At 59.5% G+C, this 15,315-nt stretch carries 14 protein-coding genes and 1 tRNA gene; 9 read left to right on the forward strand and 6 right to left on the reverse strand.

Annotated features, from left to right (window positions below; translation table 11 throughout):
- Positions 1-58 precede the first annotated feature (58 nt).
- Together QTL94_RS14010 and QTL94_RS14015 are read right to left on the reverse strand one after the other, a co-directional pair.
- Positions 59-1,987: an autotransporter assembly complex protein TamA gene (locus QTL94_RS14010; protein WP_289802277.1), complete on the reverse strand. Its 1,929-nt coding sequence runs from the start codon at positions 1,985-1,987 to the stop codon at positions 59-61.
- 168 nt (positions 1,988-2,155) lie between these two features.
- Positions 2,156-2,416 (reverse strand): YMGG-like glycine zipper-containing protein, encoded by a 261-nt coding sequence (locus QTL94_RS14015; protein WP_289802278.1) that lies wholly within the window; start codon positions 2,414-2,416, stop codon positions 2,156-2,158.
- Between the two features lie 277 nt (positions 2,417-2,693).
- On the opposite strand from QTL94_RS14015, the gene QTL94_RS14020 reads away from it, so the two are divergent.
- From QTL94_RS14020 to hemA, 4 genes are all read left to right on the forward strand, one after another.
- A complete protein-coding gene (locus QTL94_RS14020; RefSeq protein WP_289802279.1) occupies positions 2,694-3,185 on the forward strand; it encodes a (2Fe-2S)-binding protein in 492 nt (163 codons plus the stop codon).
- 80 nt (positions 3,186-3,265) lie between these two features.
- The gene (locus tag QTL94_RS14025; protein WP_289802280.1) at positions 3,266-5,611 is read left to right on the forward strand and encodes a xanthine dehydrogenase family protein molybdopterin-binding subunit; all 2,346 of its coding nucleotides are present in this window, start codon (positions 3,266-3,268) and stop codon (positions 5,609-5,611) included.
- Between the two features lie 12 nt (positions 5,612-5,623).
- Complete coding sequence (locus QTL94_RS14030) at positions 5,624-6,421, forward strand: FAD binding domain-containing protein (protein WP_289802281.1); 798 nt, start codon at positions 5,624-5,626, stop codon at positions 6,419-6,421.
- A gap of 184 nt (positions 6,422-6,605) precedes the next feature.
- Positions 6,606-7,820 carry a 5-aminolevulinate synthase gene (gene hemA / locus QTL94_RS14035; RefSeq protein ID WP_113521314.1) on the forward strand — a complete coding sequence of 405 codons (1,215 nt, stop codon included), beginning with the start codon at positions 6,606-6,608 and terminating at the stop codon, positions 7,818-7,820.
- Positions 7,821-7,853: 33 nt separating this feature from the next.
- On the opposite strand, the gene dxr is transcribed toward hemA, so the two are convergent.
- Positions 7,854-9,047 (reverse strand): 1-deoxy-D-xylulose-5-phosphate reductoisomerase, encoded by a 1,194-nt coding sequence (gene dxr / locus QTL94_RS14040; protein ID WP_289802282.1) that lies wholly within the window; start codon positions 9,045-9,047, stop codon positions 7,854-7,856.
- A gap of 332 nt (positions 9,048-9,379) precedes the next feature.
- Between dxr and QTL94_RS14045 the strand changes: the two genes are divergently transcribed.
- Positions 9,380-10,030 carry a hypothetical protein gene (locus QTL94_RS14045; RefSeq protein ID WP_289802283.1) on the forward strand — a complete coding sequence of 217 codons (651 nt, stop codon included), beginning with the start codon at positions 9,380-9,382 and terminating at the stop codon, positions 10,028-10,030.
- Positions 10,031-10,088: 58 nt separating this feature from the next.
- Positions 10,089-10,355, forward strand: coding sequence for a BON domain-containing protein (locus QTL94_RS14050; RefSeq protein ID WP_289802284.1), 267 nt, complete (start codon positions 10,089-10,091; stop codon positions 10,353-10,355).
- Positions 10,356-10,411: 56 nt separating this feature from the next.
- Here QTL94_RS14050 and QTL94_RS14055 read toward each other — a convergent pair whose 3' ends face one another.
- Positions 10,412-10,564 (reverse strand): hypothetical protein, encoded by a 153-nt coding sequence (locus QTL94_RS14055; RefSeq protein WP_289802285.1) that lies wholly within the window; start codon positions 10,562-10,564, stop codon positions 10,412-10,414.
- Between the two features lie 280 nt (positions 10,565-10,844).
- On the opposite strand from QTL94_RS14055, the gene QTL94_RS14060 reads away from it, so the two are divergent.
- The 3 genes from QTL94_RS14060 (at position 10,845) to QTL94_RS14070 (ending at position 13,444) form a co-directional block, all read left to right on the forward strand.
- Positions 10,845-11,867 carry a porin gene (locus QTL94_RS14060; RefSeq protein ID WP_289802286.1) on the forward strand — a complete coding sequence of 341 codons (1,023 nt, stop codon included), beginning with the start codon at positions 10,845-10,847 and terminating at the stop codon, positions 11,865-11,867.
- Between the two features lie 166 nt (positions 11,868-12,033).
- Positions 12,034-12,252: a DUF982 domain-containing protein gene (locus QTL94_RS14065; protein ID WP_289802287.1), complete on the forward strand. Its 219-nt coding sequence runs from the start codon at positions 12,034-12,036 to the stop codon at positions 12,250-12,252.
- Positions 12,253-12,394: 142 nt separating this feature from the next.
- Positions 12,395-13,444 (forward strand): acyltransferase family protein, encoded by a 1,050-nt coding sequence (locus QTL94_RS14070; RefSeq protein WP_289802288.1) that lies wholly within the window; start codon positions 12,395-12,397, stop codon positions 13,442-13,444.
- Between the two features lie 416 nt (positions 13,445-13,860).
- On the opposite strand, the gene QTL94_RS14075 is transcribed toward QTL94_RS14070, so the two are convergent.
- Together QTL94_RS14075 and QTL94_RS14080 are read right to left on the reverse strand one after the other, a co-directional pair.
- Positions 13,861-13,937 (reverse strand) — tRNA-Arg (locus QTL94_RS14075).
- Between the two features lie 70 nt (positions 13,938-14,007).
- A complete protein-coding gene (locus tag QTL94_RS14080; RefSeq protein ID WP_289802289.1) occupies positions 14,008-15,171 on the reverse strand; it encodes a M20 aminoacylase family protein in 1,164 nt (387 codons plus the stop codon).
- Positions 15,172-15,315 lie beyond the last annotated feature (144 nt).

Below are 15,315 nucleotides of genomic sequence, written 5' to 3' on the forward strand. Positions count from 1 at the left end.
TGCCCCTGTTTGTCTAAAGCAGTTTACAGCGGCCAAGCCGCTGCGCACTCATGTCTTGTCAGAATGACTGACCGATCCCGGCATAGATGCCGTAGCTGGTTCCGCCTTCGTACTTGTTGAGCGGTACGGCGAAATCAAGTCGCAATGGGCCAAACGGTGTCGCGTAGCGAACGCCGATACCCGCGCCTGCCCGGATGTCGGAAAAGTCCGGCGCAAGGTCGGCTGAGACCGTACCGACATCGATGAACGGAACGATGCCGATCGTATCGGTGATCTTCACGCGCGTCTCGAACGATGCCGTGACGTAGGATGCGCCGCCGGTGGGATCGTTGGCAGCATTGTAAGGTGAAATCTCCTGGTAGCCGTAGCCGCGAACAGAACCGCCGCCGCCGGCAAAGAAACGCCGGGTAGCGGGAATGTTTTCCAGATTGTCGGCGCCAAAAAGGAAGCCCGTGGAAAGCTTGCCGGCGAGAACGATGCGATCCTCGGCACCCAGTCCCTGATAGCCGGAGATGGAGCCCTCCAAACTGGAAAAGAAGGTTCCGTTGTAAGATTCGTAGCTTGGCGTTGCCTTCAGGGTGGCGCGATAGCCTTCGGTCGGGTCAAGCTTGTTGTCGCGCGTGTCGCGATCGTATTGGAACGGCAGCGCAAAGGTCAGGTAGGTATTGGTGCCGAAGGCATCGTCGTCCTTTTCCCAGCTGACCTCACCGGCGCCGCTGATCGTGTCGATGTCGCTGAGTTCATAGGCAAGACCGAGCGATGCCGTCACCAGCTTGGCGCTGTAGGCATCCGGATTTTCGGTCTTGGCAAGAATGCTTGCCGTCAGGGTCGCGGACGGGAAAAATGCGCCCGGCTTAGTGAAGGTGACGCCCGCCGAATAATCGAGATCGCCGATGTTCGATGCGTCACCCAGTCGCCCGACCGACCCCTCGATGCGCAACGATTCCGCGGCGCCGAACAGGTTGCGGTGACCCCAGTAGCCATTCACGCCAAAGCCATCGGTCGTGGAATATTGGGCTCCCAGGCCAAGATAACGCTGTTTGCCTTCCGCGACCTCGATTGTCATCGGAAACGTCCCATCGGGGTCCAACGCGTCGGCTTCGTGGATGGTGACACTGGAAAAGACGCCGAGCGCGCGCAGCCTGTCTCCCGCCTTCTTCACGGCTTCGGGCGAATAACGGTCACCCTTGTTCAGCCTCGAGTAGCGTTCGATGAACTCCGAACGTACGCTTTTTTCGCCCGTTACGCCGACGTTTCCGATTGGAGCGACCGGGCCGCTCTCGGCGGCAATCAGGATGTTGACCGTGTCTGTCTTGTGATCGGCGATGACTTTGCGATCCGTCAGTTTCGCCAGCGGGTGACCATTGCTCTTCAGTTGCTCGACGATCTTGTCACCTGCCTTGATGATGACCAGCGAACCGGCCTGTTCGCCGGGGGCGAGATCGTAATCGGCCGGATTCTGGCCAGCGGCATCGCCTCCGAACTGGACCTCGTGCACCTTGAAGACCGGCCCGGCCGCAACGCTCACATGGACCGGCACCGGACGAGAGCGGTTGAAGGTCGGGTTGGGCGGCAGTGCGTTGATATTCCTGCCGTCGATGGTGATCGTCACGACACCGCCGTAGCGTGCCTTTTCGTAGAGTGTGGCGATCAGGCGCTCGATGTCGTCGCGCGCCTTGACCACGACACCGAGATCGCCGGAGACCGGCTTGTCCTTGTCGCCGACGAGGCGGGAACTGTTTTCCAGCGCTTCCTTGAGATCGGGATCGACTGCATCAGTCGTCAGCGTCACGTCGTAGCGAACGGGATCAGGAACCTGATCGCTCGTTTCCTCGTCCTTGCCGAAAAAGTTCATGCCGAAAAGCTTGAAGGCGAAAGCGTCGGCCACGAGAGCAGGTGAGAGCGCAGCCGCTGCCGCGACCACCATCACGATGCCCATACGCCGATACGCAATACCTGTTTTCGGTGCCGTCCCTCTGATCTGCATCCGCTGCTTTTTGGTTACATTGGAATCTAGCTTCGCGTCCCCTAGCCGGCGGCAACCTTAGCGGCAAAATTCCTTTTGGTGTATCGTTTTAAATCGCCTAATTGCTGAATTAGTGGAAAAAGATCAAAAAATCCCGGGCAGAACCCGGGATTTTAAGGCTGTCCCGGGTTATCGACGCGGGCAGTCGTCTATGTACCGGCGTCCGTATTGGTCGCGGTAATAGCACTGGCCGGGCTGCTCGGCGACGGCACCGATGAGCGCGCCGGACACGCCGCCAATCGCCGCGCCAACGGCTGCGCCGCGCACGTTGCCGGTGACGGCACCGCCCACGATGGCGCCCGACGCGGCGCCGATCCCCGCACCGCGTTCGGTTGGAGTGCAGCTGGCGATCGACAAACCGACCAAGACGAATGCAATAATCTTTTTCATCAATTACTCCTGATTAGCGCCCCAGCGGGCGATGGCCGTCCCTGATTCTTCTTTTCTGACAGGCTAGCTTGCAAACTGTGGCGCAAAAAGGAGCTTTTCGTTTCTTTGTGCCGGGGTTGCAATTTCTGGTGGCTTGAAAAGTGTGTGGAGAAAGCCGGGCCGAGGCGTCCGCTCGGTACCGGCGAATTGAACATGCCTCCCTAAAGTAGTGGTTGATCCCAAAGCAAAAACGTCAAATGATACCGCCCGTGCCTGGAGGAGGCACGAGGAGGAAATCATGGCGAAAGTGACACTGACGGTGAACGGCCGGACGGTGAGCGGCGACTGTGAAGAGCGCACGCTTCTTGTCCATTTCATTCGCGAAAAGCTGGGCCTGACGGGAACGCATGTCGGCTGCGATACGAGCCAATGCGGTACCTGCGTCGTCCATATGGACGGTCGGTCGGTCAAGAGCTGCACAATCCTTGCCGTCCAGGCGTCAGGCTCTGCCGTGACGACCATCGAAGGTCTTGCAACCGATGGCGAACTTCATCCGGTGCAGGCCGCGTTCAAGGAGCATCATGGCCTGCAATGCGGCTTCTGCACGCCCGGCATGGTCATGACCGCTGTCGACATGATCGGCCGCCATGGCGGCAAGCTCGATGAACAGACCGTGCGCCACGAGCTCGAAGGCAACATCTGTCGGTGCACCGGCTATCACAACATCGTCAAGGCTGTGCTGTCCGCCAACGAGCAGATGCATGGCACCGCCAGACAGGCGGCTGAATAGCGCTCAGGAATTGTCTGGCTGCCGCCGACACGACTGTCTTTGGCGGAATGCCAGGCCCGAAACCCCATTGGGAGGACATCATGGGTGTTGAAGGAATTGGTGCACGCGTCACGCGCAAGGAAGACAAGCGGTTCCTGACCGGCAAGGGCCGTTATACCGACGACATGGTCGTGCCGGGCATGAAGTTCGCGTTTTTTATCCGTAGTCCGCATGCCCATGCAAAGATCCGCAGCATCGATGCGGCTTCGGCCAAGGCGATGCCGGGCGTCATCGGCGTGCTGGACGGCAAGCAGCTGCTCGCCGATGGAATCGGCAACCTGATCTGCGGCTGGATGATCCATTCAAAAGACGGGTCACCGATGAAGATGGGCGCGTGGCGTCCGCTGGCGGTCGACGTGGTGCGTTATGTTGGTGATGCGGTGGCCGTCGTTGTCGCCGATAGCCTCGCCGAGGCACGCGATGCGGCCGAAGCCGTGGTGGTCGACTACGAAGAACTGCCTGTCGTGGTGGAAGCGGTCGATGCGCTGAAATCCGGCGCTCCGCAGATCCATACGGAAGCCGCCGGCAACCTGATCTTCGACTGGCAGTTGGGCGATCCCGCCGCCACCGACAAGGCGATCGCTGACGCGGCGCATGTGACGGAGATCGAACTCCACAACAACCGGCTCTCGCCCAACCCGATGGAGCCGCGTGCTGCTCTCGGGATCTACGATTCCGCCGAGGATCACTACACCTGCTACACGACGAGCCAGAATCCGCATGTCGCTCGACTGGTGATGAGCGCCTTCTACAACGTCGCACCCGAAAACAAGCTGCGTGTGATTGCGCCTGATGTCGGCGGTGGATTCGGTTCGAAGATCTACATCTACCCGGAAGAGATCGTCTGTCTCTGGGCGTCCAAGAAGACCGGCGTTCCTGTCAAATGGAACTCCGATCGTACCGAGGCTTTCCTGACCGATGCGCATGGTCGCGATCATGTGTCCAAGGTGAAGATGGCTTTCGACAAGGACCACCGCATCATCGGCTTGAAGGTGGATACGATCGCCAATCTCGGCGCCTACATGTCGCTCTTCTCGTCGGCCGTGCCGACCTATCTCTATGCGACCTTGCTCTCCGGCCAGTATGATATCCCGGCGATCCACGCCAATGTCCGTACGGTCTACACCAACACCGCGCCTGTCGATGCCTATCGTGGCGCCGGTCGTCCGGAAGCGACCTATCTTCTGGAGCGCACGATGGAGACGGCCGCGCGCGAACTCGGCATCTCGCCGGCCGAGCTACGGCGAAAGAACTTCATCCGTTCCTTCCCGCATCAGACGCCTGTGATCATGAACTATGATGCCGGCGATTACGAAGCATCGCTGAATGCGGCCATGCAGGCTTCCGACTGGAACGGGTTTGCGTCGCGCAAGGCAGATGCTGCAAGTCGTGGCAAGAAACGTGGCATCGGTATGAGCTGCTACATCGAGGCATGCGGCATCGCGCCGTCGCAGGCGGTGGGCTCGCTTGGGGCGGGTGTCGGACTATGGGAATCGGCCGAGGTTCGCGTCAACGCCGTCGGCACGATCGAGGTGCTCACCGGGTCCCACAGCCACGGCCAAGGGCACGAGACGACCTTCGCGCAACTTGTAGCCGACAGGCTCGGCGTGCCGATCGACAGCGTTTCGATCGTCCACGGTGACACCGACAAGGTGCAGATGGGCATGGGCACCTACGGCTCGCGCTCCGGTGCGGTCGGCATGTCGGCCATCGTCAAGGCGCTCGACAAGGTCGAGGCCAAGGCCAAGAAGATTGCCGCACACCTGATGGAGGCCGATGAAAGCGATATCGTTATCGAGAACGGCGAAGTGAAGGTGGCCGGCACCGACAAGATGTTGCCCTGGTTCCAGGTGGCACTGGCGGCCTATACGGCGCACAATCTACCGGGCGGAATGGAGCCGGGACTGAAGGAAACGGCCTTCTATGATCCGTCCAACTTCACCTTCCCGGCCGGTTGCTACATCTGCGAAGTGGAAGTCGACCCGGAAACCGGCAAGACCGACATCATCCAGTTCGTGGCGGCCGACGATTTCGGCAATATCATCAACCCGATGATCGTCGAAGGTCAGGTGCATGGCGGCATCGCCCAGGGGATCGGCCAGGCGCTGCTCGAAGGCGTGCACTATGATGAAAACGGCCAGCTCCTGACTGCAAGCTTCATGGACTACGCCATGCCGCGCGCCGATGACCTGCCGTCCTTCCAGGTGTCGCACCAGGTCACGCCGTCACCGAGCAACCCGCTGGGCATCAAGGGCTGCGGTGAAGCCGGTGCCATCGGCTCGCCACCGGCGCTGATCAACGCCATCACGGATGCCATCGGCAACAACATGCTGACCATGCCGGCCACGCCGCAGAAGGTGTGGATGGCAGCGCGCGCGGTTCATTGAAGGGGAACGACGATGTATCAAACCAACTATCACCGCGCTTCCTCCGTCGATGAAGCCGTCAAGATGATCTCAGGCAAGTCGGAGGGCAAATATGTCTCAGGCGGAATGACGCTCATCGCCACCATGAAGCAGCGGCTTGCCGCACCCAGCGACCTCGTCGACGTCCGGCGGGTCACTGCGATGACGGGAATCAAGATCGACGGGCGCAAGGTGACGATCGGTGCGGCAACGCCGCATGCCGACGTCGCCGCTTCCTCGTCGCTGAGGGCGGTCTGTCCCGCGATTTGCAATCTCGCGGGCATGATCGGCGATCCGCATGTGCGCCACATGGGGACGATCGGCGGTTCGGTCGCCAACAACGATCCGGCTGCCGATTATCCATCCGCGATGCTGGCGCTCGACGCGCGGATCATCACGAACAAGCGGGAAATCGGGGCCGAGGACTTCTTTACCGGTCTGTTCGAAACCGCTCTCGAAGAGGGTGAGCTGATCACGGCGATCAGTTTCGACGCGCCGGAGAAGGTGGGCTATGCCAAGTTTCCGAACCCGGCTTCGCGCTACGCAATGACCGGTGTCTTCGTGGCGAAAGCGGGCAGCGGTGTTCGGGTGGCCGTTACCGGTGCAGGTTCGAACGGCGTGTTCCGCGAGCGCGGTATCGAGGTGGCGTTGGGGGGCAACTGGGCACCCTCGGCGATTGCTGCGGTCAATGTCGATGCCTCGGGGCTGATGTCCGATCTGCACGCCAGTGCGGAATATCGGGCGAATCTCGTCAAGGTGATGGCGAAGCGCGCCGTTGCCGACGCCGGCTGACGAAAGCTTGATCGCGAGGCTCACCAGTCTCGCGATCACCATCCACTTGGCACGGCGGTCATTTTCTAATTAAAATAATTCAAGACTATGGGCCATTTGCCGCAGTTGATGCTAAAGCAGCGACGAAGGGTTGACGTGTGCGCGTCGGTTCGCAAAAAACGCTCGCACGATACTGGAGCATATGATGGATTTCGAAGCATTCTTCAAAAACGAGCTGGATGGCCTGCATGCGGAAGGCCGCTATCGCGTTTTTGCCGATCTTGAGCGTCACCGGGGCAGCTTTCCACGCGCGACCCGCCATACGGCCGATGGCCCCAAGGATGTGACCGTCTGGTGTTCCAACGACTATCTCGGCATGGGCCAGAACCCCAAGGTGATCGAGGCGATGAAGAACGCCATCGATCACTGTGGCGCGGGTGCGGGAGGCACCCGGAATATTTCTGGTACCACCCACTACCACGTGCTGCTCGAGCGCGAACTTGCCGATCTGCATGGCAAGGAATCGGCGCTGATCTTCACCTCCGGTTATGTCTCCAACTGGGCGGCTCTGGGTACGCTCGGGTCCAAGATCCCCGGCCTCGTGATTTTCTCCGACGCGCTGAACCATGCGTCGATGATCGAGGGCATTCGCTACGCCAAGTGCGACAAGGTCATCTGGAAACACAATGACCTGCAGGATCTGGAAGCCAAGCTCGCTGCGGCCGATCCGAAGGCGCCGAAGCTGATTGCGTTCGAATCGGTCTACTCGATGGATGGCGATATCGCCCCTATCAAGGAAATCTGTGATCTCGCCGACAAGTACGGCGCGATGACCTATCTCGACGAAGTCCATGCCGTTGGCATGTACGGTCCGCGCGGTGGCGGCATCGCCGAGCGCGAAGGCCTGATGGATCGGTTGACCGTTATCGAAGGCACGCTCGGCAAGGCTTTCGGCGTGATGGGCGGCTATATCGCCGCGTCGACGGCCCTCTGTGATTTCATCCGCTCGTTTGCCTCGGGCTTCATCTTTACGACAGCGTTGCCGCCGGCCTTGGCTGCTGGCGCCGTCGCCTCGATCCAGCACCTGAAGGTGAGCCAGTTCGAACGCGCCCGTCATCAGGAACGTGTGCGGACGCTGCGCGCACTGCTCGACAAGCGTGGCATCCCGCATATGCCGAACCCGAGCCATATCGTGCCCGTGATGGTCGGCGATGCTGCGAAGTGCAAGTGGATCTCCGACCTGCTGCTCGACAATTGCGGTGTTTACGTACAGCCGATCAATTATCCGACGGTGCCGAAGAAGACCGAGCGTCTGCGCATCACGCCGACGCCGCTGCATAGCGATGCCGATATCGAGCATCTGGTCGAGGCATTGCATTCGCTGTGGTCGCGCTGTGCGCTGGCCCGGCATGTGGCCTGAGGCGCATCGTGCAGATCAGACCAAAGGCCGCCGTCAGGCGGCCTTTTCGTTGATGGCTACTACTTCGGCTGCAAGGCGGCGGGCTTCCGCGTCGGCCGCGAAGACGTCGTCCATGCTGCGCGCGCCGCCGGTTCCTACCATGCGATCCATGACGGCTTCGGCGATATCGGCCATCTGAAGGAAGCCGATGCGCTCGTCGACGAAGGCGTGGAAGGCCACTTCCTCGGCTGCATTCATGATTGCGCCCTGCAGGCCACCGCGCTCCAGCGCCGTCCGCGCCAGACGAAGCGCCGGGAAACGCTCTTCATCGGGCGCCTCGAAATCCAACCGGGACAGCTTGGCAAAGTCGAGCCGTTCGACGTTGAGCTGCGGCCGGCGCGGGTAATCCAGTGCGTAGCCGATTGCCGTGCGCATGTCGGGGCTGCCGAGCTGGGCGATGACGGATCCATCCGTATAGCCGACCATGGAATGGATGATCGACTGCGGATGAACGATAACCTCGATCTGGTCGGGGCGAACATCGAACAGGTGCTTCGCCTCGATCATCTCCAGCGCCTTGTTGAACATGGAGGCACTGCCAATCGAGATCTTCAGGCCCATCGACCAGTTCGGATGAGCGCGCGCGGTCGCTACGGTCACATTCGCCATCTCGGCGCGGGACCACGTGCGAAACGGACCGCCGGAGGCTGTTAGGATGATCCGCTCGACTGCATGCCTCTGAGCTTCGTCAAGCGACTGGAAAATGGCGCTGTGCTCGCTGTCTACGGGAATGAGCTGTCCGCCACCCGCCTTTACGGCATCGACGAACAGATCGCCGGCGGACACGAGGCATTCCTTGTTGGCAAGTGCGATCGTTGCGCCTCTTCGCGCCGCGGCAAGCGTCGGCGCAAGTCCGGCCGTGCCGACGATTGCCGCCATCACCCAGTCGGCTTCCATATCGGCGGCTTCGCCGAGCCCGGAGACGCCCGCCGCGACGGCAATGCCGCTGCCGGAAAGCTCGGCCTTGAGCGCTTCGTATTTGCCATCGTTGGCGGTAACAGCGAGCCGGGCTCCTGACGCTTTTGCCTGCTGCGCGAGAAGTTCGACATTTTCATTGCCGGTCACGACGGAAATATCGAAGCTGTCGCGTCCGCCCAGCTGCTGCACGACATCAAGCGTGTTCTGCCCTATCGAGCCCGTCGAACCGAAGATGCTGAGGCGCCGTGGCGTGTCTTTACCGATCATCATGCGCTTTTTTGCCAGATTATTGCTATTTTGCTTCGGCTCTACAGGGCTTTGAAAGGGGCGGCAAGTGTGCGCTGCAGCAGATTTTTAGCTGCAAGGGGTTTACACGGCTGTCAGCACATGTGAATCTTCTAATATTCTTTGGAATGAGAGTCGCCGCAGCCTGATGGTTGCAAACCGTGGCACTCGCCGCGCGCTTCTGGCGCACGGAAAGCGACATCGCGGCCAAGGCCGGATGTTATTCACACAACGAACGCGGCCCTCGCGAGCAACGATACGCCATCAAGGTGTCACCATGCCCGGTCCGTTCCCTTGTCGGAAGGAAGTCACGAACCATGAGAACGAAACGCAGCTTGTTGTTGCTGTCTGTTGCCTTTGCACTGCCCGCTCTGCCGACGCGTGCTGAAAACCTGCTGATCTGGACGCCGGTGAAGCTCTCGGACAATTCCTACAAGGCGACCATGGGATTTCGGCTGCCGGCGGAATGGGAGACCAGCGCCGGCGCGGATATTGCCCTGGCTTCGACGAACGGCGGTGAATTGATGCAGAATTCCGAGCAAGCGGCTCTTTGGGGCAGTCTCAGCAAGGTCAGTGTCACGCCCGCATCCCGGGTCGAGCAGACCAGCAGCGTCAGGGTCGACACATTGCGGGGAGATGCGTCCCTCACGCTAAGTCGCGCCAGAAGCTGGATCGTGACGGATTGGCTGGACGCGCAGTCGACGCGCTCCGTCATGGTGCGCTACGACACGATCGACTCGAGACAGGCATCGATGGACGCGTCGCAATCGCTGAAGCTCACCCATCCCTGGACCGGGACCTCACTCCTGGCGGAGGCTTCTTTCGACAAGGCCAGCGGCAGCCTCTCCAACTCGGTTGCCATGAACCAGGTCATCCTTCCCGATCTCAGCCTCAACGCAACGATCAATGATCCAGCTTCATCGAAGCGAACGGGCAGTGTGCGGGTGAACTATCAGGTTCGATGGTGAAATGAACGAAGGCCCGTGACGTGCGTTTTCCACGAGTGAGGAAAACGGAGCAGGTGTCATGATATTCAAGCAAGGGACATTCTTCGGGGAGATCCCCGAGATCGAAGTGGAATTCGTCAATCATGCCGCACTGGAGGAAGCGGTTGCCAATGCTCTCGCGGTCGCCGGCGGCCTCGACGCCGCTGACGTCAATGTCGTCGCCAAGGGCAGCATTGTCACACTTGACGGTGCCGTTGCGACGCAGGCCGAGATCGAGCGCGCGACGGCGGTCGCCGCCAACGTGGCGGGTGTGACAGCTGTCCGAAATCACATCAGTCTGGGTTGATAAACCGTCGGCATCGATCAGGATGCGATGCCGACGCTACCATCATCAAGACGCCATCATCCAGCAAAACGCTCGATCAGAAACGTCGATCCTGCGATGCGGTCAGTCTTTGGCGTCGTGATAGGCCCTGCCGAGTGGTAGGACATCGACAAGAGAAGTCCGCTGACAATGAGATAAGCCAGGGCTAGGAACGTTAACTTCGTACGCATGACAAGCGCTCCTCTTTTCGCTTTAACGTACGAGTGGCAGAGCGGTTCCGCAGGCGTGCGATAGAGGTGCCACTCTTCCGCAAGCGATTCATGGCCAAGACAAAGCGCCGCGAAGAAGGACAGCTCCATCGACCACGTCAGAAGTATACGCCGAAACGCGTTGCGCTTCTACAACAGCCGGCGATGACGTCCGCCCAGAATGCGGTTGCCATGATTTTGTCATCTGACTGTTAGGATGGCTTCATAGGTCGGGCCCTATCAACAGCAGATAGGACCCCCTATGAATATCCGAGCCATCATCCTCAGCTCCGTTGCCGCGATCACGGTAACCTCCGGTGCGCGCGCGGCCGATGCTATCGTCGCCGCCGAGCCGGAGCCCGTCGAATACGTCCGCGTTTGCGACGCCTACGGCACCGGCTATTTCTACATTCCAGGAACCGAGACCTGTCTTTCGATTGGCGGTTACATCCGCACCGAAGAACGGTTTGGTCCGAACCGCTCGGGAACCTCCGACTGGTCGTCGTGGACCCGCGGGCAGACAACGCTGAAATCGAAAAGCGAGACCGAGTTCGGTACCCTGACGGGCGTGATCACCTTGCGCGTGAACGCCGAGAACGCAACAAACCAGACGGCCCTTCTGCAGGAAGGCTACATCGACATCGCTGGTCTGCGTGCCGGTATGCAATACAGCTGGTGGGACAACGACAACAGCTTTGCACCGGGCGAAACAGATATCATCTCGAGCAACTCGACCATCCACAACGCCATCCGCTATCTGTACGAAACACCGGACTTCAGTGCCGGTGTCATGGTCGATGAGCTTGAAGAGGCCTACAAGACAAAGCCCGGCGAGGGGCCGAACAATATCGGCATCGAAGCTTACCTGTCCGGCAAGGTCGGTGCCGTCAGTGGCAACCTGCTCGTAGGTTACGACACCGACACCGAGGAAGCTGCCATCCGCGGCATCCTCTTTGCCGACATCGGACCCGGTCAACTTGGTCTTTATGGTATTTGGGCGAGCGGCGCGAATTACTATTACGAGAGATCGGAATGGACGGTTGGCGGCCAGTACGTGGCGAAAATCACCGATAAGCTGTCCGTTACGCCCGGCTACCAGTATCTCAGCAAGATTGCTCTCGATACGGATGGAGAATTCACCGGCGGCAACGAATGGCGGGCGGGAGTGACGGTCGACTACAAGATCGCCACGAACCTCACCACCAAAGTGAGTGTCCAGTACGACGACCCCGACGGCGCCGACGATTTCGTGGAAGGCTTCGTGCGCCTTCAGCGCAATTTCTAGCAACAGCCAGCAATATCCGGCTTCGCGAAGCAGCCGGATATTGCCTCACGCGTCCCCTTTCGGACCGCGAGATTTATTCCCTGCGCCACCTCCATTACACTGAAAGAGGTGCTGTGGAGTTGCCACGTGTCGGCTATACTGTCTTCCAGGGTAAGGGAGAGCTGCCATGTTGGTTCACAGATGGAAGAAGCCCCTCGTTGTCTCGGACAACCGGATCCGCATCACCGTCGGCTCTCCGGAAGAGGCGATGAACTGGCTAACACACGAGCCCAATCACAACAGCGATAAATGGCAGGGCGCATGGAGTGCCTGCCTTGCCGCCGTCGAAGGCCGCATGCCTGCGGACGAGGCACGATCGGCCGTCCAGCGGGTTACGGGACGTTAGGGGATTTCCCGCGTTCTGTGGAATTCGATGGTGATCCCGACGCGATTCGAACGGCAGTGTTTCTGCACGGCTGAGCGGGAAAGCTTGCGTGTGTTGCACCAGCGTCATTTACGCTGGTCATGTTTCACGCTATGCGCGGGAGATGCTGAAGAAAGTTGATGATTTCCAGAAAACATCGGCCTCGACTGTCGATCGGCTACACGGCCTCGATCTCGTGCGCGGGCTCTGCGCTATCACGGTGATGTTGTATCACTATTTTCACGTCACCAAAGTCGGAACGTTCTATTCCGCTGGCCTGTACGGCGTTTACATGTTCTTCGTGTTGTCCGGATTTTCGCTGTACTACGTCTACGGAAACCACGAAATCACGGAGCGCGGGCTCAGGAACTTCTTTGTTGCGCGGTTCTTCAGGATAGCGCCGCTTTATGTGGCGGTAGCGACCGTGAAGTTCGTTCAAATGGGCGCCAGCCCGGAGAATGCCTATCGATACCTCATGAACATCAGCCTTCTGTTCGGGCTTGGAAATGCAGGGGCAACATCAACAGTCGGCGGCGGCTGGAGCATCGGCATAGAGGTGGCCTTCTACCTCTTATTCCCCTTCCTTCTGTTGTTCAGAAGCCGAGGCGCGCTGGCAGCGTTGTTTGTGGTCACATTGATTATGAACCATGCGCTCGCCGATCTGACCTTTGATCTATCTCCCGATCCTAACAAGCATTGGAGCTTCTACACCCAGCCTCTCACATTCCTATGCTATTTTGTAGGGGGGATGCTGCTTGCCGAGATTGGCGTCCCAAAGATCGGCGGGAGTCAATTGATCGCAGCGCTCGCGACCGTGGCCGCGATGGTCTTTATGTTCACACTCCCACACCTGTTTGGAGTTTCTCGTGAGGACATTTTGGTGTCATGGGAAGCCAAGCTTATGATCGCCGGGTCGCTCTTCGTGGTCGCTGCAGGGGCTTCTCTGCACCTAGCTGGGGTTGCGGAGAAAATAGCGACGTTTTTGGGCGACATTAGCTACTCGCTCTATTTGATCCATCTTCTCGTTCTGGCGGAGGTGAGCAAATTCCTACCGGGCATCGCAGCAATCCCCAAGATAGCGATTTCCGCGGGAATTTCTATTGTCGCAGCCAAAATCATCCATAAGTACTTCGAAATGAAAATGCGTGACCTGCAGTGGCGGTATCGGACCTAGCCTACGGGCGACTCTAAATCTTTCAGTTCTTGGTTAAGCAACTGCTGGGAGTTCGGTAAGCAACTCTTCGATGGTGTGTTGCTTACGAAGTTCGCCTGGACCTGCCGAGCTTGAAATAACAGGCGCGACGTGCCGACGCGGAAAACCCGGCGGTATCGTCGATCGCGGTCAGCGCTGGCGCGGCGGTTCGGTTAGATGACCAGATCGGCGCCGCCATGCGAACCAGAAAAACGCGGCAACGATCCAGCGGTACAATCGCAAGACGCTCGAAATACACCAGAGACTGCGAAGCGAAGCTTCGTGTTGCTCGCCGGTCCGAGCGAGCGGCTCAGGAACAAACGTCGGGAACGCGTTGGAACGTCGAGGAACGCCGATCAGCAGATTGATAGGCTACAGATTGAAAATATTGAGGGTTTTGGTGATCCCGACGCGATTCGAACGCGTGACCCCCAGATTAGGAATCTGGTGCTCTATCCTGCTGAGCTACGGGACCACTTGAGCGTCATGCATACAAAAGGCTCGGCAAGAAGCCAAGCCTTTTTGCAGCCTGAACAAAAGGATCGTCAGGAGCCGAGGCGCTGTTCGGCCAGGCGCACCCAGTACGAAATGCCGTGGCTGATGGCTTCATCGTTGAAGTCGTAGGTGGGGTTGTGCAGGCCTGCCGTATCGCCGTTGCCGATGAAGATGAAGGCGCCGGGGCGGGCGTTGAGCATGTAGGAGAAATCCTCACCGCCCATCATCGGATCGATATCCGCGTTGACGTTGGTCGCGCCGGCGATGTCGCTGGCGATCTGGATCGCATGGCCGGTTTCCGTCGCGTGGTTGAAGGTGACCGGGTAATTGCGGTTGAAGACGATATCGACTTCGGCGCCATGGGCGGCTGCCAGACCGTTGACGATCTGCTTCAACTTGGTTTCCGCGAGCGTACGAACCTCGTCGTCGAGCGTGCGCACCGTGCCGGCGATCATCGCGTCGTTCGGGATGACGTTGTGGGCGAAGCCCGCGATGAACTTAGTGACGGAGACGACGACCGAGCGCAGCGGATCCACGTTGCGCGAGGCGATCATTTGCAGGTTACCCACCATCTGGGAGCCGATCGTGATCGGGTCGATCGTGCGGTGCGGCTGGGCCGCATGGCCGCCACGACCCTTGATGGTGATGGTGAATTCGTCTGTCGCCGCCATGATCGGGCCTTTGCGGATGGCAAACTGGCCGATCGGCAGGCCGGGCATGTTGTGCATGCCATAGACCTCTTCGATGCCGAAGCGCTCCATCATGCCGTCCTTGACCATCAGGTTGCCGCCGCCCCCGCCTTCCTCGGCGGGCTGGAAGATAACCGCGACGCTGCCGTTGAAATTGCGTGTTTCGGCGAGGTATTTTGCAGCCCCGAGCAGCATGGCCGTGTGGCCGTCATGGCCGCAGGCGTGCATCTTGCCCGCCGTCTTGGAAGCGTAGGGCTTGCCGGTGATTTCCGTGAGCGGCAGGGCGTCCATATCGGCGCGTAAGCCGATTGCCCGCGTGCCCGGTCCCTTGCCCTTGATGATGCCGACGACGCCGGTGCGGCCGATGCCGGTCGCGATTTCATCGACACCGAATTCCTTGAGCTTTTCCGCCACGAAAGCTGCCGTGTTCTCCACCGCAAAGAGGAGTTCCGGCCGCTCGTGGATATGCCGGCGCCATCCTGTGACTTCGTCCTGAAGCTCGGCGGCTCTGTTCAAAATCGGCATGCTTGCTTTCCTTGATGAAATCGAAGACGGCGGCATCGGCCACAGGGACACGATGCCGCGGAAATAAGTTAGACAATGACCTTTGCCATGTCATGGCCATATACGTTAAATAGGGGAAACTTTCGAGACTTCCTGACATCTTTG

Origin of the sequence: Rhizobium sp. S96, from assembly GCF_030382195.1 — a bacterium.
In the GTDB taxonomy this organism is placed as follows: Bacteria; Pseudomonadota; Alphaproteobacteria; order Rhizobiales; family Rhizobiaceae; genus Rhizobium.

What these genes read in the sequence shown, in the direction of transcription:
- QTL94_RS14010 (WP_289802277.1), bottom strand. Translation starts at nt 1,987, where the DNA reads ATGCAGATCAGAGGGACGGCACCGAAAACAGGTATTGCGTATCGGCGT.
- QTL94_RS14015 (WP_289802278.1), bottom strand. Translation starts at nt 2,416, where the DNA reads ATGAAAAAGATTATTGCATTCGTCTTGGTCGGTTTGTCGATCGCCAGC.
- QTL94_RS14020 (WP_289802279.1), top strand. Translation starts at nt 2,694, where the DNA reads ATGGCGAAAGTGACACTGACGGTGAACGGCCGGACGGTGAGCGGCGAC.
- QTL94_RS14030 (WP_289802281.1), top strand. Translation starts at nt 5,624, where the DNA reads ATGTATCAAACCAACTATCACCGCGCTTCCTCCGTCGATGAAGCCGTC.
- QTL94_RS14060 (WP_289802286.1), top strand. Translation starts at nt 10,845, where the DNA reads ATGAATATCCGAGCCATCATCCTCAGCTCCGTTGCCGCGATCACGGTA.
- QTL94_RS14050 (WP_289802284.1), top strand. Translation starts at nt 10,089, where the DNA reads ATGATATTCAAGCAAGGGACATTCTTCGGGGAGATCCCCGAGATCGAA.
- QTL94_RS14065 (WP_289802287.1), top strand. Translation starts at nt 12,034, where the DNA reads ATGTTGGTTCACAGATGGAAGAAGCCCCTCGTTGTCTCGGACAACCGG.
- QTL94_RS14045 (WP_289802283.1), top strand. Translation starts at nt 9,380, where the DNA reads ATGAGAACGAAACGCAGCTTGTTGTTGCTGTCTGTTGCCTTTGCACTG.
- dxr (WP_289802282.1), bottom strand. Translation starts at nt 9,047, where the DNA reads ATGATGATCGGTAAAGACACGCCACGGCGCCTCAGCATCTTCGGTTCG.
- hemA (WP_113521314.1), top strand. Translation starts at nt 6,606, where the DNA reads ATGGATTTCGAAGCATTCTTCAAAAACGAGCTGGATGGCCTGCATGCG.
- QTL94_RS14025 (WP_289802280.1), top strand. Translation starts at nt 3,266, where the DNA reads ATGGGTGTTGAAGGAATTGGTGCACGCGTCACGCGCAAGGAAGACAAG.
- QTL94_RS14080 (WP_289802289.1), bottom strand. Translation starts at nt 15,171, where the DNA reads ATGCCGATTTTGAACAGAGCCGCCGAGCTTCAGGACGAAGTCACAGGA.
- QTL94_RS14055 (WP_289802285.1), bottom strand. Translation starts at nt 10,564, where the DNA reads ATGCGTACGAAGTTAACGTTCCTAGCCCTGGCTTATCTCATTGTCAGC.
- QTL94_RS14070 (WP_289802288.1), top strand. Translation starts at nt 12,395, where the DNA reads ATGCTGAAGAAAGTTGATGATTTCCAGAAAACATCGGCCTCGACTGTC.